Annotated in this window: 16 protein-coding genes and 8 pseudogenes; 15 read left to right on the forward strand and 9 right to left on the reverse strand. The window is 59.7% G+C overall.

The genetic code is table 11. From position 1 onward, the window contains the following. Window positions 1–168: 168 nt before the first annotated feature. From BRA471DRAFT_RS07420 to BRA471DRAFT_RS07430, 3 genes and pseudogenes are all read left to right on the forward strand, one after another. Window positions 169–1719: a hypothetical protein gene (locus tag BRA471DRAFT_RS07420; protein ID WP_007605892.1), complete on the forward strand. Its 1551-nt coding sequence runs from the start codon at window positions 169–171 to the stop codon at window positions 1717–1719. Beyond that, on the forward strand, window positions 1716–2618 hold the full coding sequence (locus BRA471DRAFT_RS07425) for a hypothetical protein (RefSeq protein WP_007605894.1): 903 nt from the start codon (window positions 1716–1718) through the stop codon (window positions 2616–2618). Before BRA471DRAFT_RS07420 ends, BRA471DRAFT_RS07425 begins: the two co-directional genes overlap by 4 nt. 19 nt (window positions 2619–2637) lie before the next feature. After that, window positions 2638–2868, forward strand: a pseudogene (locus BRA471DRAFT_RS07430) (type 2 isopentenyl-diphosphate Delta-isomerase); the annotation flags it as partial. A 102-nt stretch (window positions 2869–2970) separates the two neighbouring features. Here BRA471DRAFT_RS07430 and BRA471DRAFT_RS39480 read toward each other — a convergent pair. Together BRA471DRAFT_RS39480 and BRA471DRAFT_RS40220 are read right to left on the reverse strand one after the other, a co-directional pair. Continuing rightward, complete coding sequence (locus BRA471DRAFT_RS39480; RefSeq protein ID WP_231171049.1) at window positions 2971–3138, reverse strand: hypothetical protein; 168 nt, start codon at window positions 3136–3138, stop codon at window positions 2971–2973. 57 nt (window positions 3139–3195) lie between these two features. Beyond that, window positions 3196–3483: pseudogene (locus BRA471DRAFT_RS40220) on the reverse strand (aldehyde dehydrogenase family protein); the annotation flags it as partial. 340 nt (window positions 3484–3823) lie between these two features. On the opposite strand from BRA471DRAFT_RS40220, the gene BRA471DRAFT_RS07435 reads away from it, so the two are divergent. Further along, window positions 3824–4474: an N-acetyltransferase gene (locus BRA471DRAFT_RS07435; protein WP_007605898.1), complete on the forward strand. Its 651-nt coding sequence runs from the start codon at window positions 3824–3826 to the stop codon at window positions 4472–4474. Window positions 4475–4941: 467 nt separating this feature from the next. On the opposite strand, the pseudogene sbmA reads toward BRA471DRAFT_RS07435, so the two are convergent. Next, window positions 4942–6155 (reverse strand): annotated as a pseudogene (gene sbmA / locus BRA471DRAFT_RS07440) (peptide antibiotic transporter SbmA). Window positions 6156–6799: 644 nt separating this feature from the next. Here sbmA and BRA471DRAFT_RS07445 point away from each other — a divergent pair. Beyond that, window positions 6800–7527 (forward strand): annotated as a pseudogene (locus BRA471DRAFT_RS07445) (outer membrane protein). A 211-nt stretch (window positions 7528–7738) separates the two neighbouring features. Beyond that, on the forward strand, window positions 7739–8080 hold the full coding sequence (locus tag BRA471DRAFT_RS40225; RefSeq protein WP_007605899.1) for a transposase DNA-binding-containing protein: 342 nt from the start codon (window positions 7739–7741) through the stop codon (window positions 8078–8080). A gap of 206 nt (window positions 8081–8286) precedes the next feature. On the opposite strand, the pseudogene BRA471DRAFT_RS36425 reads toward BRA471DRAFT_RS40225, so the two are convergent. Beyond that, a pseudogene (locus BRA471DRAFT_RS36425) lies at window positions 8287–8875 on the reverse strand (IS5 family transposase); the annotation flags it as partial. A gap of 375 nt (window positions 8876–9250) precedes the next feature. Here BRA471DRAFT_RS36425 and BRA471DRAFT_RS38730 point away from each other — a divergent pair. The 6 genes from BRA471DRAFT_RS38730 (at window position 9251) to BRA471DRAFT_RS07470 (ending at window position 13987) form a co-directional block, all read left to right on the forward strand. Further along, on the forward strand, window positions 9251–9559 hold the full coding sequence (locus tag BRA471DRAFT_RS38730; protein WP_198287866.1) for a hypothetical protein: 309 nt from the start codon (window positions 9251–9253) through the stop codon (window positions 9557–9559). Between the two features lie 5 nt (window positions 9560–9564). Then, window positions 9565–9837: a phosphoribosyl-dephospho-CoA transferase MdcG domain-containing protein gene (locus BRA471DRAFT_RS38735; RefSeq protein ID WP_035973649.1), complete on the forward strand. Its 273-nt coding sequence runs from the start codon at window positions 9565–9567 to the stop codon at window positions 9835–9837. A 420-nt stretch (window positions 9838–10257) separates the two neighbouring features. After that, on the forward strand, window positions 10258–11130 hold the full coding sequence (gene panB, locus BRA471DRAFT_RS07455; protein ID WP_007605900.1) for a 3-methyl-2-oxobutanoate hydroxymethyltransferase: 873 nt from the start codon (window positions 10258–10260) through the stop codon (window positions 11128–11130). 14 nt (window positions 11131–11144) lie between these two features. After that, complete coding sequence (gene panC, locus BRA471DRAFT_RS07460; RefSeq protein ID WP_007605901.1) at window positions 11145–11996, forward strand: pantoate--beta-alanine ligase; 852 nt, start codon at window positions 11145–11147, stop codon at window positions 11994–11996. Window positions 11997–12643: 647 nt separating this feature from the next. Next, window positions 12644–12787, forward strand: coding sequence for a hypothetical protein (locus BRA471DRAFT_RS38045; protein WP_157234005.1), 144 nt, complete (start codon window positions 12644–12646; stop codon window positions 12785–12787). Between the two features lie 417 nt (window positions 12788–13204). Continuing rightward, a complete protein-coding gene (locus BRA471DRAFT_RS07470; RefSeq protein WP_007605903.1) occupies window positions 13205–13987 on the forward strand; it encodes a YggS family pyridoxal phosphate-dependent enzyme in 783 nt (260 codons plus the stop codon). Window positions 13988–14748: 761 nt separating this feature from the next. Here the strand turns inward: BRA471DRAFT_RS07470 and BRA471DRAFT_RS07475 are convergent. The 3 genes and pseudogenes from BRA471DRAFT_RS07475 to BRA471DRAFT_RS40230 form a co-directional block, all read right to left on the reverse strand. Continuing rightward, the gene (locus BRA471DRAFT_RS07475; protein WP_341850308.1) at window positions 14749–15348 is read right to left on the reverse strand and encodes an ABC transporter substrate-binding protein; all 600 of its coding nucleotides are present in this window, start codon (window positions 15346–15348) and stop codon (window positions 14749–14751) included. A gap of 189 nt (window positions 15349–15537) precedes the next feature. Next, a pseudogene (locus tag BRA471DRAFT_RS07480) lies at window positions 15538–16751 on the reverse strand (CaiB/BaiF CoA transferase family protein). Beyond that, window positions 16748–16885: a hypothetical protein gene (locus BRA471DRAFT_RS40230; protein WP_198287867.1), complete on the reverse strand. Its 138-nt coding sequence runs from the start codon at window positions 16883–16885 to the stop codon at window positions 16748–16750. Before BRA471DRAFT_RS40230 ends, BRA471DRAFT_RS07480 begins: the two are co-directional and overlap by 4 nt. Before the next feature lie 433 nt (window positions 16886–17318). Here BRA471DRAFT_RS40230 and BRA471DRAFT_RS07485 point away from each other — a divergent pair, with 433 nt between their 5' ends. Beyond that, complete coding sequence (locus tag BRA471DRAFT_RS07485; RefSeq protein ID WP_035973652.1) at window positions 17319–17543, forward strand: hypothetical protein; 225 nt, start codon at window positions 17319–17321, stop codon at window positions 17541–17543. Window positions 17544–18290: 747 nt separating this feature from the next. Here the strand turns inward: BRA471DRAFT_RS07485 and BRA471DRAFT_RS07490 are convergent. Further along, entirely contained in the window at window positions 18291–19577 is a 1287-nt protein-coding gene (locus tag BRA471DRAFT_RS07490; RefSeq protein ID WP_007605906.1) for a GMC oxidoreductase, read from the reverse strand. Continuing rightward, on the reverse strand, window positions 19550–20005 hold the full coding sequence (locus tag BRA471DRAFT_RS07495; RefSeq protein ID WP_007605907.1) for a hypothetical protein: 456 nt from the start codon (window positions 20003–20005) through the stop codon (window positions 19550–19552). Before BRA471DRAFT_RS07495 ends, BRA471DRAFT_RS07490 begins: the two co-directional genes overlap by 28 nt. 329 nt (window positions 20006–20334) lie before the next feature. On the opposite strand from BRA471DRAFT_RS07495, the pseudogene BRA471DRAFT_RS40235 reads away from it, so the two are divergent. After that, a pseudogene (locus tag BRA471DRAFT_RS40235) lies at window positions 20335–20571 on the forward strand (hypothetical protein); the annotation flags it as partial. Between the two features lie 113 nt (window positions 20572–20684). Further along, window positions 20685–22328 (forward strand): annotated as a pseudogene (locus BRA471DRAFT_RS40240) (PAS-domain containing protein); the annotation flags it as partial. Window positions 22329–22550 lie beyond the last annotated feature (222 nt).

Raw genomic sequence — 22550 nt, forward strand, 5'->3', positions numbered from 1 at the left:
GGCCGCGGCGCGCTGCGGCCAAGCCTATGCGGCGGACCGGCGCCAGCGTCGGTGGCGTGCGGCCGTCCGGCGCTGCCCATCGGCCGGGCCGCGACGGACCTGCGGCGACGTGCGCGGCGTCTGCCCGATCCTGGTTCTCGTCAACCGTCTGCAGAAGGAACATCTCGCGTGAACGCGCAGTCCGAACAGATCCTTTCCGAATTGCGCCACCTGCTGAGCGAGATGAGCGATGGCGGCAGCGTCGGTCCGTCCGTCTACGACACGGCGCGAGCTCTGCAATTCCACGGCAACGTCACCGGTCGGCAGGACGCCTACGCGTGGCTCATCTCGCAGCAACAGGCCGATGGTGGATGGGGAAGCGCGGACTTCCCGCTGTTTCGTCATGCGCCCACGTGGGCGGCGTTGCTGGCATTGCAGTGTGCCGATCCTCTTCCCGGCGCTGCCGACGCAGTCCAGGCTGCAACCCGGTTCCTCGAACGCCAGCCCGATCCCTACGCGCATGCGGTGCCGGAAGACGCGCCGATCGGCGCAGAGCTGATCTTGCCGCAATTTTGCGGCGAGGCCGCATCCTTGATGGGCGGCGTGGCGTTTCCGCGCCACCCGGCGCTGGTGCCGTTGCGGCAAGCGTGCCTGGTCAAGCTGGGGGCGCTGGGGAGGTTGCCGAGCGGCCATCCGTTGCTGCACTCCTGGGAAGGTTGGGGGACGTCGCCGACCACCGCATGCCCGGACGACGACGGCAGCATCGGCATCAGTCCGGCGGCGACCGCCGCCTGGCGTGCGCACGCCGTGACACAGGGGAGCACGACGCAGGTCGGGCGCGCCGACGCGTATCTGCAGGCAGCATCGCGGGCGACGCGCAGCGGCATCGAAGGTGTCGTTCCCAACGTCTGGCCGATCAATGTGTTCGAGCCATGCTGGTCGCTGTACACCCTGCATTTGGCCGGGCTGTTCGCGCATCCCGCGCTCGCCGAGGTGATGCGCGTGATCGTCTTGCAGCTCGACGCCCGCCTGGGCGTGCGCGGTCTCGGCCCGGCGTTGCATTTCGCGGCCGATGCGGACGACACCGCCATTGCGTTGTGCGTCCTGCGCCTTGCAGGCCGCGAGCCGGCGGTCGATGCCTTGCGCCATTTCGAAACCGGCGAGCTATTCGTCACCTTCCCCGGCGAGCGCAATGCCTCGGTGTCGACCAACATCCATGCCCTGCATGCGTTGCGACTGTTGGGAAAGCCCGCCGCCGGCACCAGCGACTATGTCGAGGCCAATTGCAACCCGCACGGTGTATGGGACAACGAAAAATGGCACGTTTCATGGCTGTATCCCACCGCGCATGCCATCGCTGCGCTGGCGCAAGGCAACCCCCAGTGGCGCGACGAGCGCGCGCTGGCGGCGCTGCTGCAGGCGCAGCGCGACGACGGCGGCTGGGGCGCCGGTCGCGCGTCCACATTCGAGGAAACCGCCTATGCGCTGTTCGCGTTGCATGTGATGGACGGGAGCGAACAGCCGACAGGGCGCCGGCGCATCGCGGAGGCGGTGGCGCATGCGCTGGAGTGGATGCTCGCCCGCCATGCGGCGCATGCATTGCCGCAGACGCCGCTGTGGATCGGTAAGGAACTGTATTGCCCCACGCGGGTCGTGCGTGTGGCCGAACTTGCCGGGTTGTGGCTGGCGCTTCATTGGGGGCGGCGCGCCCTGGCCGAGAGAGCAGGAGCGGCGCCATGATCCAGACCGAACGCGCGCTGCAGCGGGTGCTGGAGTGGGGGCATTCCCTGAACGGGTTCGCCGACGAGCATGCCATGGAAGCGGTCAGGGGCGGCCAGTACATCCTGCAGCGCATCCACCCGAGCCTGCTCGACACCAGCGCCCGCACCGGCCGCGATCCGCACGACGAAACGCTGATCGTGGCGTTCTATCGCGAACTGGCGCTGCTGTTCTGGCTCGACGATTGCAACGACGTTGGCCTGATCGCGCCGGAGCAGCTCGCCGCTGTGGAGCAGGCGCTGGGGCAGGGCGTGCCGTGCGCGCTCCCCGGATTCGAGGGCTGCGCTGTGCTGCGCACCTCTCTGGCCGCACTCGCCTACGATCATCGCGACTATGCTCAGCTTCTCGACGATACCCGGCGCTACTGCGCGGCGCTGCGCGCCGGACACGTGCGGGCGGCAGGGGCGGAACGCTGGTCCTACGCCGAGTACCTGCTCAACGGCATCGATTCGATCGCCTACGCGAATGTGTTCTGTTGCCTGTCTTTGCTGTGGGGGCTGGACATGGCGACCTTGCGCGCGCGTCCGGCGTTTCGCCAAGTCCTGCGGCTCATCTCCGCGATAGGGCGTCTGCAGAACGATCTGCATGGACGCGACAAGGACAGCTCGGCCGGCGAGGCCGACAACGCGGCGATCCTGCTGCTGCAGCGCTATCCGGCTATGCCTGTGGTAGAGTTCCTCAAGGACGAGCTGGCCGGCCATACGCGCATGCTGCACCACCTGATGGCGCAAGAACGCTTTCCCGCGCCGTGGGGAGCGTTGATCGAGGCCATGGTGGCCATCCGCGCGCAGTACTACCAGACCTCGACCAGCCGCTACCGCAGCGACGCCGCGGGGGCAGGCCAGCGTGCGCCGGGCTGAACTTGCGGGACGCGGCGGCGTGCGCCCGCTGCCGTCGCTCCGATCCGACGCAACGCCGTCGCCCGACGGAGCGAGCGTGAGCGACACCGCCCTGAGCCGGTGCACGGACGACTATCTGGACATCGTGCTGGATCGGCGAACGGCGAAGGCCACGCTCGCCGGCGGCTGGAAGTATATCGGTTTCGAACCCTGCGCATTGCCCGACGTGGACCTGACGCAGATCGAGCGCTCCGCCTGGCTGCTGGCAAGATTATGCGCGACGCGGCGTCTATAGCGGTCACCGAGAAACCCGGTACCAAACCTTCCAGCGTCATGCCGACGAAGGTCGCGGAGATGAAGACCGCATTCTGGGCTAGGTCGAAAAGCTCGTCTTCAGCATCAGGCTCAGCACGGTATTGGCAATGTAGATGTCGAAACCGTCGAAAAACGTTCCTATGCCGATCAGCAGTATGATGCGGCGATAGAATGGCTCGACCGGCAGTCGAGCAAGACGAGTGCCTGCGTTCACGGATGTCGACATTGACTCTCTCCATTGATGCGGCCCGCCTTCTTCGAACGTCTGCCGCTTGTCGTTCTGTTAGTTCAGCCGCTTCTGGTTGGCCGTGTCGCGATACCAGTCGAACGGCTGCTCGTGCGTGGCGATCATCACGCTCTTGGTCTCGAGGTGGTCGTCGAAGGTCTGGGTGCCACATTCGCGGCCGGTGGCGGCGAGGCCGCCTCAGGGCGAGGCGGGGTCGAGCCGGTGATGATCGTTGACCCAGACGACGCCGGCCGACGGAGGCGGCAACTCGATCCGCGCGGGCGACGTCACGGGTGCGATCGCTGCGGCAAGGCTGAAGGGGAAGTCGTTGGCAATCCTTGCGGCAGACAATCCCAAGCACCTACCTGGGTTGGCAGGTTCCAAATTAGACTGCGGTGCTTAGACTCGTCGAGCGAATGCAACTCGCAACGTTTGGCGAAACAAGATCACCTTGTAACACAAATCGTCCTTCTCGCTTCCTTCGGAAGGCTGCCAGGCTTGTCGACGCCGACAAAATGAGCCCTTTCGGACAGGGCAGGATCCAGATGACGCTCTCATGGCGAAAAGCACAAGTCCTCGGCAGGTCCAAGGGTCAGGGGCTCCCAGCGAGGAACCTTCGTCCGAAGCCGCCGTCGAAGGCGGCCTTCTGAGGCGGGATGAGAGCCGGAGGGGGAAATTAAAGGGGATGAATGTTCGGGGCACATCCATTCCGCTCACGTTCAACTCTGCGATCGAAAAGCGGTGCATCATGACAAGAGAGCCGGGCGTCACCTCGGCAAACGCAAGTATTCGGGCAAGAATCGTCTGGACGATTGTCCTCGGCTTTGCGGCCGATCCTTTGATGCGTTGGAGTTGGCCGGACCCTGGGCAATATCTTGGCAGCATGACTCAGTTCATCAAGGCCTGTGGCGGACGAGCATTCGAGCATGGCACAGCATACGTCACGGGAGAGACTCGCGCGGCGGCCCTGTGGCTGCCTCCGGGCGTGCAGCAGGATGAGGATGCGCTGGACGCAATCATGGCGCTGTCCCTGCGCCCTGAAATCAGCGAACATATGGCACACCTGCGCCAGGGAATGGCCGAACATCATCCCTCCGAGCCACATTGGTATTTGCCCCTGATCGCTGTCGATCCGAACTGGGCCGGACAAGGGCTTGGCACATTTCTGATGAAGTACGCTCTTCAACGCTGTGATGAGCAGGGCCTCGCTGCCTACCTCGAAAGCTCGAATCCTGAAAACATTCCCTTTTACCAACGCCACGGGTTCAAGATCATTGGAGAGATACAGCACGGTTGCTCACCGCCACTTACGCCGATGTTGCGAAAGACGCGGTGAACGGAATTCGGAGACGCTTCGCATGCTGCCGCTCCCGAAGCGTCCTTGGAGACGCCGAACTGAAGCGCATTGCCCCATCCGGATTGTTACTGGACAACTTCTCGCGGGTGATTGGGTGGCTGCCATCGAATTGGTCCGGTGGCGTCTATGGCGGGAAAGATCAGCATGGGCGCGCGGCGGCAGGTGGTGTCGGCCGAAAGGGATCGTTGCCGGTCGGCCACGCGGGCGGAAAAGAAGCGCATCTCGATGCGATATGCGCGACGACCGGCTGGCATCGCAAGTATGCGGTGCGTGCAATTCGGGCACGCGCAACAGTTGGACCGAGGCCGGTCGAGGCACCGCGAGAGCACAAGCGTTGATATGGGGCTACGATCAAGGACGCGATGACCGCAGTGTGGGGGCGTCGGGTAGGGTGTGCGGCAAGCGGCTCAAGGGCCGGGTTTCGTCAACTCCTGCAGCTACGCCAATCATGAGGCTGGCTCCTTTTGTGTCTCGATCGACGGCAGTGGCCCACCGTGGATCTTTGCCTCAAAGCTCCGCAGCCGCTGACAGATCGAGATCAGTTCGACGATCGTGCTCCAGGAGTTGACGAGATACTGAAACGAGGTTCGTACTTGCGTGAACGCGTTGAGGATCTGGTTCATCGCGCCGAGGGTGATCCTGCCCGCGATGATTGTGGGCGCAAGCAGCAGATAAGGAAAGATGACGTCAGTCTGCAGATAGACGATCCGGCCGATATTGAAGTACATGAAGTTCAGATAGAGCCGGAAGTAATTCCTGCGAATGTCGCTAAACAGCACGCTCAATGTCGGCGCATTGGCACGCGCCGTATCATCCTCGCCGAGCACGAGCTCCTTGCGATAGGCCGCTTCGACCCGCTGGTTGAAAAATTCAATTCCGGGCAGGCGGATGCCGATAAGCGCGAGAACGCCGGTGCCCAGGATCGACCAGATCACCGCGGCGAACACCAGCGGATAGGAAATCGAGCCGAACAGAGGCAGCTCGGTGGGTTACTGGACAACCTCACCAGAACCGGCAGGAAGGCCACCAATGTCAGCACCGCGCTGATGAGGTTGACGCCTAGACCTTCCATGGTGCTGGCGAAGCGCATCGTGTCTTCCTGGATGCGCTGGGAGGCGCCTTCGATCGTGCGCAGCCGCGGCCAGTTGGCGACATAAAAATCGTTCATCGCTGTGCGCCAGCGGAAGATGTAGTGGCTGACGAAGAATCGCGTCATCACGCCGACCACGACGGCCACGAGCGCGATACCGGCAAAGGTCGACAATTCGTTGTAGAACTGCTCAACTGTGACCGGCGCCGACTTCGAAAGCGCAGCCTGGATCATGTCGTAGAACGGTCGATACCAGCTGTTGATCGCGACCGAGACCTGGACCTGAAAGTAAGAGGTGAACAGGATCAGCGCCGAACCAAGAATGGACCACGTCGCCCAGGGATGGGGGGCAAATAACATCCATGCCGCCGCGAACACCGTAACGGCCAGCGCAAAATAGAGATCAAACCACAGCGCCGAGGCCGACCAGAACGTCGCAAGCCCGACCGGCTTCTCCGGGGCTTGAAAGAGATTGCCGGCAAATACATACCAAAACGCCATCGCCAACGCCGTCCAAAGAATTGACGACGCAAAGAACAACTTTGGTCGAGGGAAGAATGAAACGAACATGCTCGCTGTCCTTTATCGACTCAGAACTTCAGCTCAGAAGATGAACACACCGCGGCCGCTGGCCACCACCGGTCGGCAAGCATTATCGGCGATCTGGGCATTGGCGGTGTGGTAGGAAGCCTCGGGTGGAGAACGGCTCGCTCAACCAATAAGCAAAATCCTTCGGGCCGCATCCTTCATCCGCCGAGGGCGGAGGTTGTGTTTCGCATGCTCTGTCGACCGTGGGACACAGCGGCATCTGCGACGAACGGGTCAGCATCTGCAGGACATTGATTCAATCGAATAGACTTCATCTGATCTCTCGGAGCCGGTGGGTGCAACACGAGCATGGTCGTAACGGGGTCTTTAGTGGCGGCACGGGACAAGAGCAAGAGTTTTGCAAACCGCTTCACTCTTCTCACTTGCGGTGTGGCTTGCGACGATCTGACTTGCGTGCGCTTACTCCGCTGAAATCAGCGGCCGCAATCTATGCTCGCACGCGAAGGTGGATTGCGACTCTGTTGGAGATGATCTGCACCGCAACCTGACGCAGCGTTCGGTTCACGCATTTCTTTCAGCGCAAATGTTGCGATGCAGTCACAGCAATTCGCGCGGACGTGGTTAAGACGCATGAGGCTCGGGGCACTGAAGAGATGAGAGTAGAAATGAAGAACTTGTTGCTTGCGACTGTGAGCATTGTGGGGCTTGGCGCGTTGGTGCCCGCATTCGGCGCGGATCTGGCTGCGCAGCCGGCCAAGCCTCTCTACATTAATGCCCCGCGGCCCGTCGCGGCTGCAATCTACGACTGGAGCGGCTACAACGTCGGTATGAACGGCGGCTTTGGTTCAAGCTCGAATTGCTGAGATTCCGATGGTGGCAAGCCTGAGGGCTGCCATGATGCCACCGGCGGAAGCGTGGGCGGGCAGATCGGCTATCGATGGCAGACGGGCCCGATCGTGCTTGGTGTTGAAGGCCAGGGGAACTGGGCTCATTTGACTGGTTGGAATCCCAGCGTGGCTTTTTTGGATATCAACCAGACCAAGATTGATGCGTTCGGCCTGGTAACGGGGCAGATCGGTTATGCCTTCGACAACGTACTACTTTACGCCAAAGGTGGCGCCGCGGTGACGAGCAATACGTTTCGGGTCATCTGGACGACGGGCGACTTAGGTGGAGAAAGCAAGCACGTTCTTTGGGGCGCCGCGTTGGCAGCCGGTTTCGAGTACGGCTTCGCACCTCGATTGGATTCGAGTACGCACACCTGTTCATGCGGCCAACCATGGTCGGCTCCACCGAGCCCGCTGGTGGGGTCGACCGCATCCGCCAGGATCTCGATCTTATGACTGCACGGCTCAACTATCAGTTTGGCGGCCCGATTCTTCTCAAATATTGATCTATCGTTCAAAAAGGTGGATAAGGCCTTGGCCTATGGCCAGGGGCCTATTTTGGTGTGCCAGGCATGGCACGGAGCGCCGCGACTGGCGCGGTTGACCGGCTTTCAATTACCCATAACTTTCTCCGCTTGAGCTGATCCGCTGATCAGCAAAATCTTGAAGAATCACTTGTGTTCCTTGCTGAGCACCTGATGCGCGAGGGGGTGCTCTATGGGGCTCACATTGAGGGATCGATCGGCAAAAGGCCGTTTGCGATTTTTAGGCGGTGAATGTTGGATTGATCGAGAGACTAGTGGATGCCAGTTTAGGGACGCGCGGCTCGGCGACAGATTCCGCTGCTCACGCAGATTGGAAGCGCCATCGGACAAAGTATTCCGCTCGTCTGCCAATTGGGCGAATACCAAGGCAGCTTATCGCTTCTTCTCTAATGACCGGGTCAGCGAAGCGGACATTCTGGCGGGCCACTTTCAATCGGCGCGTGAGCGCACGATTGCCGCCGGCGGTCCGGTTCTAGTGCTCGATGATACGACCGAGTTCAGCTATCAAAGATAGAACTCCGACCGATCCGAATCACGAAGAGCATAAACAGCGGCCGGGGACAAGGCGGGCTGCCTGAGCTCGCACACGGTTGCGGCATCCTGATGCACTCGAGCCTGGCGGTGACGACTGAAGGGCTCCGCTTGGGCTGGCCGCCGTCAAATTCCGGACCCAGAAGAAATTCAAGGGGCCGCCGCGCTCAAGAAGACTAGGATCCAAATTCAATCGAGCCAATATGCGACGAGAGCGGCAAGATGCGCAGCGGCCAAGAAATTCCGGCCGAGCTTGTCGCACCGCGGGGCGATGCGCCGGAAGTCCTTGAGCCTGCAAAAGCAGTGTTCGAGACGTTTCGGCCTTTGTAGGCGCATTTGTTGAAGCGCTGGATGGCAACACGGTTAGATTTATTGGGGATTACGGGTTTCGCGCCGCGACGAATGATTTCGCCGCGAAGCTTGTCGCCGTCGTACCCTTTGCGGCGAGGAGCGCACTCATAGGTGGCGCGAGCGCCAGCACATCGGGAGCCGCTGCGATATCGGCATCCTGGCCTGCCGTCAGATGCAGGACCACTGGCCGGCAAAGGAATCGCTCAGCGTATGGAGGTTCCTCGTACGGCCTGCACGCGAGCGGCCGATTGCTTGATTGTGCTCCCCCTTTTCCGCCGGAGGCACACCGGTGAGCTTTAATCGAGGTCGAATCGAGCGACAGCACAACCCCATCTTCGCCAGGCGTGGCCAGCGCTTCGAAGTTGCGCACCCTCGTCCTCGCTTGCCCAGCGATGAAGCGATTGTAGATCGTCGTGTAAGGGCTGTGGAAGGAAAATAGAAAACAGCAAGTGCGAATATGGTTGGCTGCGGTCAACCGATCGGCGGAGCGGTGAGGAGGCGGTTTGATCGGCCGCAGGTTGATCGGGCCGTTGCTCTTGCTGAAAGAGGCTTAGGGTTGGTGGGGCATAGTATGTTGCAAGCCCTAGTCCGCACTGAAGGACATTCAGCAATCCATCGAACGTTCGAATACGCCAAGCACGACACTGCACGGCCCTGTGAAATATCCCCAACGTGCCGCTAAGTCCCGATCTATCTCAGTATAGGCAAGAGCCTCAAAATGTTCGACGACTGGCCTTGAGCGGCCATGCGAACAGCGCCGGCCACGCATCTGGGTCGGTTCTTGCACAATCGATGTCATCGCTTGCGCGCCGCAGCCGACCTGCAGCACCAGACCATTATCCAGGCGCCGACAAATGCAAAAAATAACAAGTCAGAAGAAGTCTCGCGTGCATTAGTCGCGGGTGCCATGCAGAGCGCACGTCTACTACAACATCCGGTAGGTGCCAGCGCCGACGAATGGGTGGCGTTTTTGTGCGGTAACCCACGCGCGCTCGTGGTGCGCCATGACGCAGTGAGTCGGTCGGTTCAATTTAAGAACAAGCTCATTGCGTTCGCGAAGCATTGGGGCTTCCGTCCTCGCGCCCGCGCTACGTATCGGGCGCGCACGTAGAGAAGATGGAGAATGGCCTCGGCTACGTGAAGAAGAACGCAATCGCGGGTCATTCATTTGCGGGTTGGTCGGACCTCGACCTGCTTTGCAGGGTGGCGGCAACCAAGCAGGCCAGCACCCTGCGCTCTGACATCGCCGACATCGCTCGCCAAGCGCTGATGCGGCTCGACCAAGAGATCATTTGTGCCGCGGGCAGCGTGCAATGGCGTGAGCCAACAACCGCGGAAACGGCCGAACTCCTGGTGAAGCGTCAAGGCGGTGTCGACAGCATGACCTGAGTCCGCGGGACCACTGACCCGGACCCCGACTGACCACAGCTTCACCTTTCCGCCACTGGAAGACCATAAGCTAATCGCAGCGCTTCGGCACGACTAGATCAGCGCCCCCTGCGTCGTCCCGTGCGCTCTCATCTGGAATGGCTCCGACCGCCCCAGCGCGCCTTGAGGCGCGGCGTGACTCAAGGTGCTTCCACATGACAATTTGAATTTGGAAATTCTTGCTTGGTGGTCGCGCGACCATTTGGAATGTTTGTGCACTCGGTCGCGACCTTGGAGACATATGTTTCTTTCTTCCTTTCACTGTTGACAGTTTTCTCTTGTCCTCCATACGAAAGCATGGTCCCAGGATGCGCGTAATACTCAGCCGCGTCGCTCGCAACATCGGATTACCGTTCGCCTAGTTGATGGAACGTATCAAAAATGAGCCACGCTTCGGAAGTGTCAGTTGAGCGGGTCACAATTCCAATCTTGCGGCGGTGGAGGCAGGAGCGGCGGCGTGTCACCATGACCACCGCCTATGATGCGGTTACGGCAGGCATCGCCGACCCCGTCGTCGACATCATTCTTGTGGGCGACAGTGTTGGCAATGTCTGTCTCGGATTCGACAACACGTTGCCGGTCAGCATGGCAATGATGAACCATCATCTGGAGGCTGTTGCACGCACAAGGCCCCGTGCTCTGCTCGTGGCCGATCTGCCGTTTCTTAGCTTTCACCTTGGTCCGGAGGAGACGATACGTAACGCTGGAGGGTTCCTGCAGCGAGGCGCAGATGCCGTGAAACTCGAGGGCGGGGCCAAGCGCGTGGAAATGGTGCGTGCCTTGGTCGATAGCGAAATTCCTGTCATGGGCCATCTCGGCCTCACCCCGCAAAGCGTCAATGTCATGGGCGGATTCAAGGTGCAGGGCCGGAACGCCGATGACGCTTTACGGCTGCTTGATGACGCTCACCGTCTGCAGGAGGCCGGATGCTTCGCGTTGGTGCTTGAAGGCATTCCGGCCGAGCTAGCCCAGCGAGCGACCGAATCGCTATCGATACCAACCATCGGAATCGGCGCGGGGCCCGACTGCTCGGGCCAAGTGCTCGTATTCCATGACGTGCTGGGGCTAACCATAGGTCATCGGCCCAAATTCGTTCGCGCCTATGCAGATGGTTTTCAGATGTTACAAGAGGCGCTCTCGCGCTGGGCTGCCGATGTCCGCACCGGTGCGTTCCCGGCGCCGCAGGAGTGCTATCGGCTTCCTGAAAGCCTGAGTGACATTATCGCAACCTGGGCTCCTCCCAACCCAACCTGATGTAAGGTGCAACGATGCAGACGATTACCACGGTCGCTGAGCTTCGTCGTGAGCTAGCGAAGGCTTGCAGCGCGGGCAAACGCGTCGGGTTAGTGCCTACAATGGGGTATTTGCACGATGGCCATCTGGCCCTGGTCGAGGCGAGCCGAGCGCAATGCGATGTCACCGTCGTTAGCATTTTCGTCAATCCGTCTCAGTTCGGACCAAACGAGGATCTCAGCAGCTATCCTCGCGATTTCGTGCGCGATGAAAAATTGTGCCGCGATGCCGGTGTTGAGATTGTGTTCGCGCCGGGTGCACAGGAAGTCTATCCGGCTCAATTCGAGACCTTCGTCGAGCCGGGCGAACTGGCGAAGCCACTCTGCGGGGCTTTCAGGCCTGGGCATTTTCGGGGCGTGGCGACCGTCGTGTGCAAGCTGTTCAACATGGTGCATCCGGACGTCGTGCTTTTCGGGCTAAAGGATTTTCAGCAATGCGCGGTCGTGCGTCGCATGGCGACAGATCTCAATCTTCCCATCAAGATCGTCACCGTGCCAACCGTTCGGGAACCGGACGGGCTCGCGATGAGCAGCCGCAATCGGTATCTCAGCAAGGAAGAACGTCGGCGAGCCGTTGCCATCAGTCGTGGACTGTTCGCCGCGGCGGAAGAATTCCGCGCAGGAGTGCGCGAGGTGGAGAAGCTGATTGCGATCGCCGAGCGGCAACTTGAGACAGTGGATCGGCTGCAATATCTTGAACTTGTCGACGGTGATACGCTCAAGCGCGCCGAGAGTCCCCTGCGGTTTCCGGCGGCGCTCTGTGTCGCAGCCTACGTTGGTTCGACCCGACTGATTGACAACGTCCTACTGGGACTACCAACTCCGTAGCGCAATTCAGAACCAAACCGATAAACTATCTTTTCGTTATAAACCACGGATCGGCCGACCGATTCACCTGTTCAGGCCGTGGGCCCAACCCAGCGATTTGAGACGGTGCAGGTCCGGGATTTGAGCGTCGCGCACTCCGCGACCCTTGTTCCACCGACGCAGCGCAAACCTTAGCATCTGGATGTGGGTCGGACATGGAGTGCGCGCCCGGTGCTTCTGCGGAATTCGCCGCTAGTTCGCTCGAAAAGCAAGCCGTCTCAGCTCCCAGCATCTTCGGCACCGTCGACCATCTCCAACTTGCGCACAGCAGTCAGATGACAGTCGCGGCCTTCGGATCCACGACTCCACATTGGGACCAAGCTTGTTACCTCCCGCGCCTTTATTCACTCTCGACGCGCGAAGTCGACATCGCGATGACCCTGGACACGCAGGCCCCGGGTCAGGTGACGTCGCAAAAGCGTACTGACTACACACTCCATCTCAAGGGTCGGAAGTATGAGTCAAACACCGCCGCTGGCCCAACTCCTTGGCGGATCTGGCGGGTCACGTTTTGTCGGCCTACATCCCCGAACTGCTTTCCACGGAGAAACCTATCGAAACTCGGTGATCGCATCCAGCTCCTGCCAACAATTTGCAGCACGAGCGTGATGGCGCAGGCCGATGCGGTGCAGTATGGAGCGGCGGTCGGCGCGCTGCTGACCTTTTTGCCATCGGGGTGGCCGCTTCTGAAAATGTTGCGTCCGAAAGAAGTGCGGCTCTCGCATAGATACTCGATTGTCGTCCGGGTGTGACGGCTGCACCGATAAAGGCCGCTCTCGACGCCATTGTAGTGGGTGTTCCTGCCGACAAGCGCATGTTTCTGCATCGTTGATGGTGAGGCGCTCATCGTCAGACCAGAACTGCCCCGATTTGAACGAATATGAGCCTTACTCGTGAATGGAGGGGCGTGAATTGTCTCTCCCGAGCAGCACAGAACTTTCCGTGCTGTCCTCCCTGAGCCAGAGCGGCGAGTTGGGCGATGGCGGATCGCGAGATCCGGAGCACCTTGTCTGGGATTAGGATCCTCGCTAGGAGGGGATACGGCCTGGATGATGCGTCGATGGGAGAGGTTCTGACGAACCAGCCGGACTCGACTCTGCTTTATGTGCTACCGAATCATTGGCCTTTGCCATGTCAAACACCATGGACGTGGAAGCGAGGAATTCGCGATGTCGCAGATGAATAGCGCCCGATTCACGGACGATCCGCGCTCGTTATTGCGCGCCAATCTTGATGAGCTTGAGCAGCGCATAAATCGGGCTTGTATGCGGGCTCGCCGCAGGCGCTCAGAAGTTCGTGTTTTGCCTGTCAGCAAGACCGTGCCCGCCGCAATTATCCGTATCGCATCCGAACTCGGCCTTTGCGAGTTCGGCGAGAACAAGGTCCATGAGGCGGAGAGCAAGGTCCGCGATTTGGCCGACCTGTCGTTGAACTGGAGTGTCATCGGTCACCTCCAGACGAACAAAGTGAAATCGATGGTCAAGTTCGCGAACGAGTTTCATGCGTTGGATACCTTGAGATTGGCCGAAGCGCTCCAGGCCCGCCTGAGCGCCGAAGGCCGGCATCTCGACGTGTTCGTTCAATTCAACACCTCGGGTGAGGTGAGCAAATACGGTTTGCCGCCCAACGAGGTAGAGGATTTTGTTCTTCGGCTGTCCGACTATCCAGCCCTTGTCCCTCGCGGCTTGATGACTCTCGCCGTCCTGAGCGGAGAGGCGGACAAGGTTCGCGAATGTTTCAAGTTGCTGCGGGGGCTTCGAGACGCACTCCGCGATAGAACATCGACGCGACTTGATCTCCTCTCAATGGGGATGACAAGCGACTTCGAGATAGCAATCGAGGAAGGTGCCGATGTCATAAGAGTTGGTCAGGCGATATTCGGACCTCGGCCGACCAAGGACGGACAGTATTGGCCCGGGCTTCCTCTCCCCACCAGCGCGCTATCCGAGTGAGGCCGCGGGACCTGCCGCGAGTTCTGTTGCGTCCGTCGCCTGCCAACAGCAGAGTGAAATCACCACACCAATGCTAGCAAGTCGCCCCGTCACGATCCGCATAACGCCCCTTGTGAGCTGACCAGGCTCGATGGCGGACCCACTCTAAGTCGACACGCCGGAGCCTCGCCGATTGCAGGCGGGCCGCCCAACGGAAAACACGGCGAATTTCTCCGCGACTAGGAACCCTAAGGTGCGCCGCGAGGTTCTTCTGCGTCAGGGCTAGGGCTTGCGAAGTTCTCTTGCATGGCTATCCAGATCGTGATGGACCATACAGGCGACAGTCGACATTGTTTTGACCAAAGCGACCTAAAGGGTCTGGCTAGGCCGAGCCGCGCTTCAACAAGCTGACAGGCCGCGGATTATCGCTGTCAACCGGACGGCGGCGGGTGATCTTAAACCCGTACGGGCATTTGATCCGACTGCAGATGAGACGCTGCTCTGTTCGCGCACACCGGGCGACGGTATTAAATTCATCAGGTCACCATAGTCTTGGAGCTTGATGAAAAATGCAGCCTAAGATCGGGTGGTGTTTCGTTCTCGAACAAACGCGGTAGCCGGCGACGTGATGCTCGCTCAGAAGATCGCGCTCGAGACCGACGAAGCCGCAGTGCTCGCGCTTGCCAACCGGTTTGTCCGAGACTGCCCGTCCTGCCCCGAGTAGTACGGCGTGCTTACTAGTCCGCTCATGGGCGGGGCCGCCGCCTGTGACAGCGGCAGCCCTAGCCACGAAGGCGCCGTTTACGCGATACATCGGCAGCTCCGCGGCTACGGGTAGCGTGCCGCTGAAATCCTTTTCGAACACGCCGGGCTTGGAGGTGTCGTAGACGGTCCTGCCAAAACCCTTCTTCTCGACTTCGACGATCCAGCTCGGCGGCGCCATGATGGCGTCGAACTGCTTGGTCTGGAGCGATGGGAACATCGTGTTGGGACCGCCGCCGGCGACCCAGTTTACCTTGTGGCCGAGACCGCGCACCTCGAACACATAGGTGCCGAACACCCAGGTGCCTGACCCCAGTGCGGTGGCGGCGACGATCGGCTTGGCGCCATCTGCGCGCTTGTAGTTCGGGAGCTTCTCGACGGAATTGATGCCGCTCTCGGTAGAGGTCCTGCCGGACCATGATGTTGGCATAGGAGCATATCATCTCGGTGGCGAGCAGAATCTTGCACGGCTTGCCACGCGCGCTGAGCTGGAGTGGATGGCTGGCATCTCCATGCGCGAACAACGCTTGTCCTGCGGCCAGTGTCTGGCGACCGAACGTGCCGGCATTGCTGGTGATAAGCTTGGAGTCGAGCCCTTCGTCTTTGAAGTACCCCTTCAACTCCGCGATCATGCCGATTGCGTAGACCGGCGAAACCGGTCCGAAGGCGAGCGAGACCTGCTTGCCTCCGCGCGCAATCGTCCCGGCAGCAGCGATGCGCCGGCCAATGTGGAGCCCGCGATCAGCGCGTAGCGCCTGGTGAAATTTCATGTGCTCGTCCCTGTCTTCTATTCTGATCGCGCCGATCGGTCAGGACGGCGCCACTTTGATTGTCCTTACTTGTCGCAGCGTCTCGATTTTGTTTGGAGAAAGGCCGATTTCGCTCAGGATCTCGTTCGTCTGCTCGCCGATCTGCGGCGGATCGTAGCGGTTGGTCAGGCGTCGGCCGTCCATGGAAATCGGCAATAGCGGCGTCCTTGCCGTTCGGCCGTCGGGCAGCCGAATGTCGGTCAGGCCGCCCGACTGGTTGAGATGCGGATCATCGAAGAGATCGCCGGGCTTGTTCACCGGTGCGTAGGGCAGGTCAAGCAAGTCGAGGCGTGCGGCGAGATCGGCCTTGTCCCATTGCCTGAATATCTTCACGATTTCGGGGATCAGCCAATCGCGCTGATCGACACGGTCGTTGCTCGTCGCAAAGCGCGGATCGGCAAGCCAGCATTCGCGATTGAAGGCACGGCAGAACGCCTCCCACTGCTCTTCACTCACGATAGTGACGAACAGCTTCGAGCCGTCCCTGGTGTCGAACAGGTCGTAGACCGGCCAAGGGCTGTCCTTGATCGAATAGGGGATCGACGGCTGACCGCTGACCACCTCGCACATCATGGCCTGCGCCATCAGGAAGACGTTGTTCTCGTAGAGCGCGCTCTGGATATAGCGACCTCGGCCGGTCCGCTGCCGCTCGGCGAGCGCGGCCCGGATCGCGATCACACCGAACATGCCGCCCATGACATCGTTGACCGAGGCGCCGGCGCGCATCGGCCGGTCGGGCGAGCCGGTCATGTAGGCGAGGCCACCCATCATCTGCACGACCTCGTCGAGCGCGAGGCGGTTCTCGTAAGGGCCAGGCAAATAGCCCTTGAGCGAGCAATAGATCAGGCGCGGCGCGAAGGCGGCGACGGTGTCATAATCGAGACCGATCCGCTTCAACAAGCCCGGCCTGAAATTCTCGATCAGAACGTCGCTGTTCTGGATCAGCCTGCGTGCGATGTCCCGGCCTTCCGCGGTCGACGTATCCAGCGCGATACTGCGCTTGTTCCGGCTGTAGGTGGCGAAGAAGCCGGCGGCGGGACCTTTGAAATAGCGGGTGCGGTCCCCTTGGGCGGCTCGACCTTCATCACGTCGGCGCCGAGATCAGCGAGGATCAAGCCGCAACTCGGCCCCATCACCATCTGGCTGAACTCGATGACACGAAGGCCGGCCAGCGGACGCGGGTCCGATGCGGTCCCGGGCGCGGCCGCCGTCATGCCGGCCTCCGCAGCACCTTGGGAATGCCCGTTTCATGCAGATGCCCCGTCAGATGCTTTGCCGGGATATGGCGAGCGAGAATCTCGCGCGTTTGCATCAGGCGATCGAGGTCGATGCCGGTGGAGAGTCCCATGCCTCCAGCATGAACACGAGATCCTCGGTAACAATGTTGCCGCGTGCACCTGGCGCAAAGGGGCAGCCGCCGAGGCCCGACACTGCGTCATTGGGGCACAAATATACTGCCAATCGTCAGCCGAGTTGTCATGCGCTTTATGAAATCGGAAATTCTCGACGAGTTTGCGCCGGGCAGGACCGATCCTATCGGCTGGCCATCATCTCGAGCCATTGGCTTCAAGGCGGAGCTCAGTATAACCCAAGTGCTGTCGAAGAAGCGCGAGGCCTACAGATGAAGGTGCTCGACACGTGGGCGCCTTACTCCGATCTTGCAATGCTACTTGAGCAAGACGCGTCGCGGTTTTCGATCACTACCTACTTTGTACTTAACCAGCTTCATGCCTTCATTCGCGTCCCGTTCGAGTTGCTAAGCGATCAAAAAGCTTCGCGATGTGGACTGGTACGACTACGCGCGCGCCATTCGAAATACGGTGTCGCACAACTTCCGCTTGGTTTTCTCAAGATACAAGCCGGAGCATTTTCCGATCACCTGGCGCGGCATTTCCTTGACCGCTGACCTGGACGGCAAGGCGATTACCTTCGAGTCATTCTGGCACAAATCCGGTTACGAGCTTTTCGTTGCAATGCGAGAGTTCGCCGAGGTTTTGCCGGAGTGACGATTTGACCAGTTCATGATCGTGCGAAAGCGATGAGCGGCCCGAGATCATGATTGTCGGCCGCCTGGAGCGCTGCGATATAAGACGCACGGGCGGCCCCAGCCGTCTGCAAGTCGGCGCCGCCCCAGCCTGGGCATCGAGCTATTTTATCGTACCATCCGCCATCTCAGTTTGACGCCGGACGGTGAGGCGTGCTTCGCCAGTTGCGCTCACGCCCTTGATGAAACTGGCGACGCTGAACGCGCGTTGAGCTCGAAGCATGGCAAACCAAGCGGGAGGTTACGGATCGATATGCCAGCTGCCTTTTGGCAGGCTTGTTCTGCTTCCTCTGTTGCTCGATATAGCCAAAGCTTATCCAGCCTTGCGATTAGTGGTGACCTTTACCGCAGAATAGTCGATCCAGTGGAGGAGGGGGTCGATCTTTCGATCCGGTTCGGAGAACTGCGCGACTCCGGCGAGCGCTTTGCAGTTCCCGGAATTTGGCAAACACGAGATGAAGACGGGCCTGCACCTCCTCATCGGGATTTGGAAGAATTATGCCCGCTCGATCGTAGGCGAGTCCCGCTGGCAGAGGCAGCCGCAGTTCGCCCCGCGCTGCCTTCTGGCGCTCCCCTTGGTGAATGCGCATCCGAAGCTGATGCAGCTCCGCCTCGTCGGATGCGTACAGCCAATCTGCATGCGCTGCCCAATTGATTCATGGCCAGCCGGCAGAGCCGCCACTCGGCCGCGCATCCTCCCTCGACAATGTCACGCCGAAGGAATTTCCTCCTGGGAAGTTGATGGTGTGGTCCGGCGCGCCCGCAGAATGGTGTCGGCGGTGCGGCGCGCCAGAGAGAGCCCAGTGAGTGAAGGATTTGCGGAGCCCAGAGTCGGGAACACCGCAGGCCCGACGACGTAGACGTTTGGAAGGTGATGAAACCTGCCGTACGTGTCCGTTATCGACTCTTCGGCATTGCCCATAAATAGGGTGCCGCCCTCGTGGTAGATCGTCCCAATGTCGCTATGGTTGGGTTCTGCCGGGTACCGAATGTTGTCGGCGTCTCCCGCAAGTTGCTTGGCCAACTCAATCGCCACTTCGTCGAGCGCCCCCCATAACTGAGTGTCACTCTGCGATGGGCCAAGCTTCGCGTAAGCGAGATCCCCTTTGAGGCTGATAAAGTTCTTCCACTCATCCGGTCGCTTTATGCGACGATTGCCCTCCATTTCGCCGATCCCGCGAAACACGATCGAAATCCACTCCTGGTCACGGTCGCCTATCCACCGCTCAAGCTGGTCTACGTCCGGCATCAATCTCATCACAAAATCCCACGGGCTGCTGCTCTCGGGCCGAAGGGCGGCCGCGACAATCTGGTAATGAAACCGTCGTCCAAGTAGTTCACCGCGAGCCATGAACGCAGCTAGGTCGTTCCCTGACGGATTTGGCGGACCGAGCCCGAGTGCCTTGCGCCGAATTCGAACCGTGGTGCTGTTACCCATATGCGTCATGAAGTTGCCTACCTTGGGAGGTTGGGTTTGCTGGCCGACCCCCAGATGCGCCAGAGCCAGTCGAGTAGCCTCGACCGTTCCGTTGGCCAGGACGACGGTAACACCGGGCGCGAGGCGAAGCCTCTTCCGATCTCCGCTTACTTCCAGATCAAGTGACGTTACCGCTTGTTTCTTGTCATCAAGGGTCAGGCCGACGACTTCCGTGCGCGGAAGCAACATCAAACGTCGGTCCCATGGCGTGTTTGCGTTGTTATTTACATCTTGATTGATCGCATCGATGAGAAAGGTCACGCTGCTGTATTGATCGAAGGTAAAAATGCCGGATGTGGGCCGCCGGCCCATCACGGCAAGTGGTGCCGGCTCGATGCGATCAATGCGGCTTCCGCCCTTGCCAAAGACTTTTCCTTCGGCCGTCTGAAATGCCTTGTACAACGTCTTGTAGGTGTCTGTCTCTTCAATGAATTCCGTCTTTTGATTTGAGCCAATTTCAGTTGCCGTATGGTCGTAGCCCTCGGGGCTGTTCAGGAATCCCGAACATCTTCCGGCCACTGCGCGAGATCAACGGGCGTTAACTTCGGCGACCAGCCCGCCCAGAACAGCGAACGGCCTCCTACACAGAAAGCCAAAGCTTTTTTGTTATTAACATCCTCTGTCACGAAGGGCGGCTCACCCGTCCAGGGGCGGGCCCACACAGCATCCTGTGACATGTTGCCGAGAGGAAGGTTGTTGATATGGGTTGAAAGAAAGAATGGGCCCGCCTCCAGCACCAGAATTCTGATCTTATTGTCGGCATCCCGCCGATACAGCTTGTCGGCACAGTAAGCGCCAAACATGCCGGCTCCAATAATGACCACATCAAACTGATGCGCAGCCACTGTATCCCACGAACTGCAAATCCGACTTCCAATCGCGTCCATACTGAATGTCGTGTTTTCAATGCCGCCGCGTTGCTTGGCCAAAGTATCAAATACGCCCATGACAACACTCCTCGAGCCTGCCTGTCTGGATTAAATATGCAACCAAAGATAAGCGAAAACGTGAGTGCCCACAATCTGCCGGCCGCGCTTCTTCTCTCATTCGTTCCGGCGTGAAGAAGCGCATGGAAGCCGAGCAGTCACGTCTGAAAGGAGTCCTGACGAAGCGGCCGGAGTGTCGTCGCGACATGCTGCGCTGCCGCACGATATTGGTCGCAAGGCAATGGCAGACGTAGCCTCGTCCCATCACACCACCGGATCGAGAGGTGGCGCAACGTCGCTCCGCGCAGGCGCGGCTTTCCGATGCGCTTGAAAATTCTCAAGAAGGCATCGTGCTCCTGGACGCGAACGGGCACATAGCATTGGTCAATTCCCGAGCCAGCGAATTCATCGGTTGCTCCTCGCAGCTTGTTCATCCGGATTTTCGAGGCGAGCGGGTGCCGAGCGATGAATCAACCGGAGCGGAAATCACTCAACGAGAGGTCTCTCACGACGTCGAAGGATTGGCGGGCGAAGCCCGCCTCCCAGATGGACGGTGGCTGCGAGTTAGCCGCAGCCCGACCCAAGAGGGGGGTGTTATCCTCGTTTATAGCGATATCACCGGGTTGAAGCGTCAGAAAGCCGAGTTGCATGCGACGAATCTGAGACTGGATGCGGCGCTGACACACATGTCTCATGGTCTCTGCCTCTACGATAGTGAGGCACGGCTGCAAGTTGTAAATCGACGCTTCTGTGAGATCTTTGATCTTTCGCCTGAGCTCGTCGCTCCGGGCATGACTTTCGAGGAAGTACTCGGTTTGAGTGTTGCCGCTGGAAATCATGGGCGCCAGACGGTGGCCGATCTGCTGGCGGAGCGGGAGAAATGTTTGGCTCACCACGAGCGCGGCAACTACCTCCAGCGCCTTAACGACGGACCCGTCGTCTCTATTGGGCATCGCTTCACTTCTGACGGCGGCTGGCTCATCAGTTGCGAAGATGTGACCGATCAACAAAGAGCCCAATCTCAAATTACCTTCATGGCGCGGCATGATGATCTGACCCGACTACCTAATCGCTCATTGTTCGCCGAGCGCATTGAACACGCCGTCGCCGCGGCCGGCCGGGGTTCTGGCTTTGCGGTGTTCTGCCTGGATCTGGACAATTTCAAACAGATCAATGACACCTTGGCCATCCGGTCGGTGATGGGCTGCTTTGCGCGGTCGCCGACCGATTGAGCGCGTGCGTCCGAGAGATTGATACCGTCGCCCGGTTGGGTGGCGACGAGTTTGCGATCATACAATCTGATGTCCAAAACGCTGAAGATGCCGAACGTCTCGCCCGCCGTGTGGTGGAATGTATCGGAGCGCCTTATGAGCTAAATGGGCATCGCGTCATCGTCGGGTGCAGCGTCGGAATTGCACTCGCGCCCGGTGACGGCACGACACGCGAAATGCTCCTGAAAAATGCGGACATGGCGTTATACCGGTCCAAGGCGGGCGGCAGGGGAACATGGCGCTTTGTCGAACCGGCGATGGACGCAAGTTTTCAGAGCCGCCGCGCGCTCGAACTCGATCTTCGCGAGGCCATGGACAAGGACGAATTCACTCTGTTCTATCAACCCATTTATGACTTGTGGATGGACCGGATCAGCGGCTTCGAAGCACTATTGCGCTGGCCTCATCCGAAGCGTGGGCTGGTGCCACCTGACCAATTCATTCCCATTGCAGAAGACATTGGTCTCATCACTCCGCTGGGTGAATGGGTTCTCAACCGCGCCTGCGAGCAGGCGGCCGGTTGGCCGAGCGAGCTCAAGATTGCGGTCAATGTCTCGGCGACTCAGATTCGCGATCCAAGATTTGCGGAGGTTATCGCAAACGCGCTTGATGCTTCAACGCTGGCCCCGCAAAGGCTCGAATTGGAAATCACGGAGTCTGTTCTCCTTGGAAACAGCGCCGAGACGATTGCAACACTGCACAAGTTGAAGGCGCAGGGGCTAAGCATCGCTTTAGATGATTTTGGTACTGGATACTCCTCGCTAAGCTATCTGCGCAGCTTCCCGTTTGACAAGCTCAAAATCGATCAGTCATTCGTCCGTGACGCAACAGCGACAAATGGATCTAGATTAATCGTAAGAGCCATTACCAGTCTCGGAAAAGGTCTCGGCATAACAACAACGGCGGAGGGGGTCGAGACGATTGAACAGTTGAATCAGATAAAAGCGGAAGGGTGCAACGAGGCGCAGGGATTCCTATTCAGCCGCCCGGTCCCTGCTACCGAAATAGCATCAACGATCCTGAACCTGAGAGGCGGCCTCGCAAAGCGTCAGTTGAGCAGTGCGATGACCGGCTAAGACGAACCAAGACTTTTTGTTCAGTCCTGAGTGCGCTCTCGCCGTTGCGTTTCAATGCGTTCCGGATCCGCATCGTGCGTAGCATGTTAGCGACCGAGGCTACAAAGACTCCGATCGTCGGGCGCGATCATAATCAGCGGCGCTATCAGCGCGCTGCAGCTCCAGCCTACGGTTTTGTTGAGCGCTGTGAAGTGAAACTCATCGAGGCTTCCATTTTAA

Source organism: Bradyrhizobium sp. WSM471, from assembly GCF_000244915.1.
Classification (GTDB): Bacteria; Pseudomonadota; Alphaproteobacteria; order Rhizobiales; family Xanthobacteraceae; genus Bradyrhizobium.

Coding starts and splice junctions, on each gene's coding strand:
- BRA471DRAFT_RS07425 (WP_007605894.1), top strand. CDS start 1,716: ATGATCCAGACCGAACGCGCGCTGCAGCGGGTGCTGGAGTGGGGGCAT.
- BRA471DRAFT_RS39480 (WP_231171049.1), bottom strand. CDS start 3,138: ATGTCGACATCCGTGAACGCAGGCACTCGTCTTGCTCGACTGCCGGTC.
- BRA471DRAFT_RS07435 (WP_007605898.1), top strand. CDS start 3,824: ATGAATGTTCGGGGCACATCCATTCCGCTCACGTTCAACTCTGCGATC.
- BRA471DRAFT_RS40225 (WP_007605899.1), top strand. CDS start 7,739: ATGGGGCTCACATTGAGGGATCGATCGGCAAAAGGCCGTTTGCGATTT.
- BRA471DRAFT_RS38735 (WP_035973649.1), top strand. CDS start 9,565: ATGGAGAATGGCCTCGGCTACGTGAAGAAGAACGCAATCGCGGGTCAT.
- panB (WP_007605900.1), top strand. CDS start 10,258: ATGAGCCACGCTTCGGAAGTGTCAGTTGAGCGGGTCACAATTCCAATC.
- panC (WP_007605901.1), top strand. CDS start 11,145: ATGCAGACGATTACCACGGTCGCTGAGCTTCGTCGTGAGCTAGCGAAG.
- BRA471DRAFT_RS38045 (WP_157234005.1), top strand. CDS start 12,644: ATGGCGCAGGCCGATGCGGTGCAGTATGGAGCGGCGGTCGGCGCGCTG.
- BRA471DRAFT_RS07470 (WP_007605903.1), top strand. CDS start 13,205: ATGTCGCAGATGAATAGCGCCCGATTCACGGACGATCCGCGCTCGTTA.
- BRA471DRAFT_RS40230 (WP_198287867.1), bottom strand. CDS start 16,885: ATGGGACTCTCCACCGGCATCGACCTCGATCGCCTGATGCAAACGCGC.
- BRA471DRAFT_RS07495 (WP_007605907.1), bottom strand. CDS start 20,005: ATGGGCGTATTTGATACTTTGGCCAAGCAACGCGGCGGCATTGAAAAC.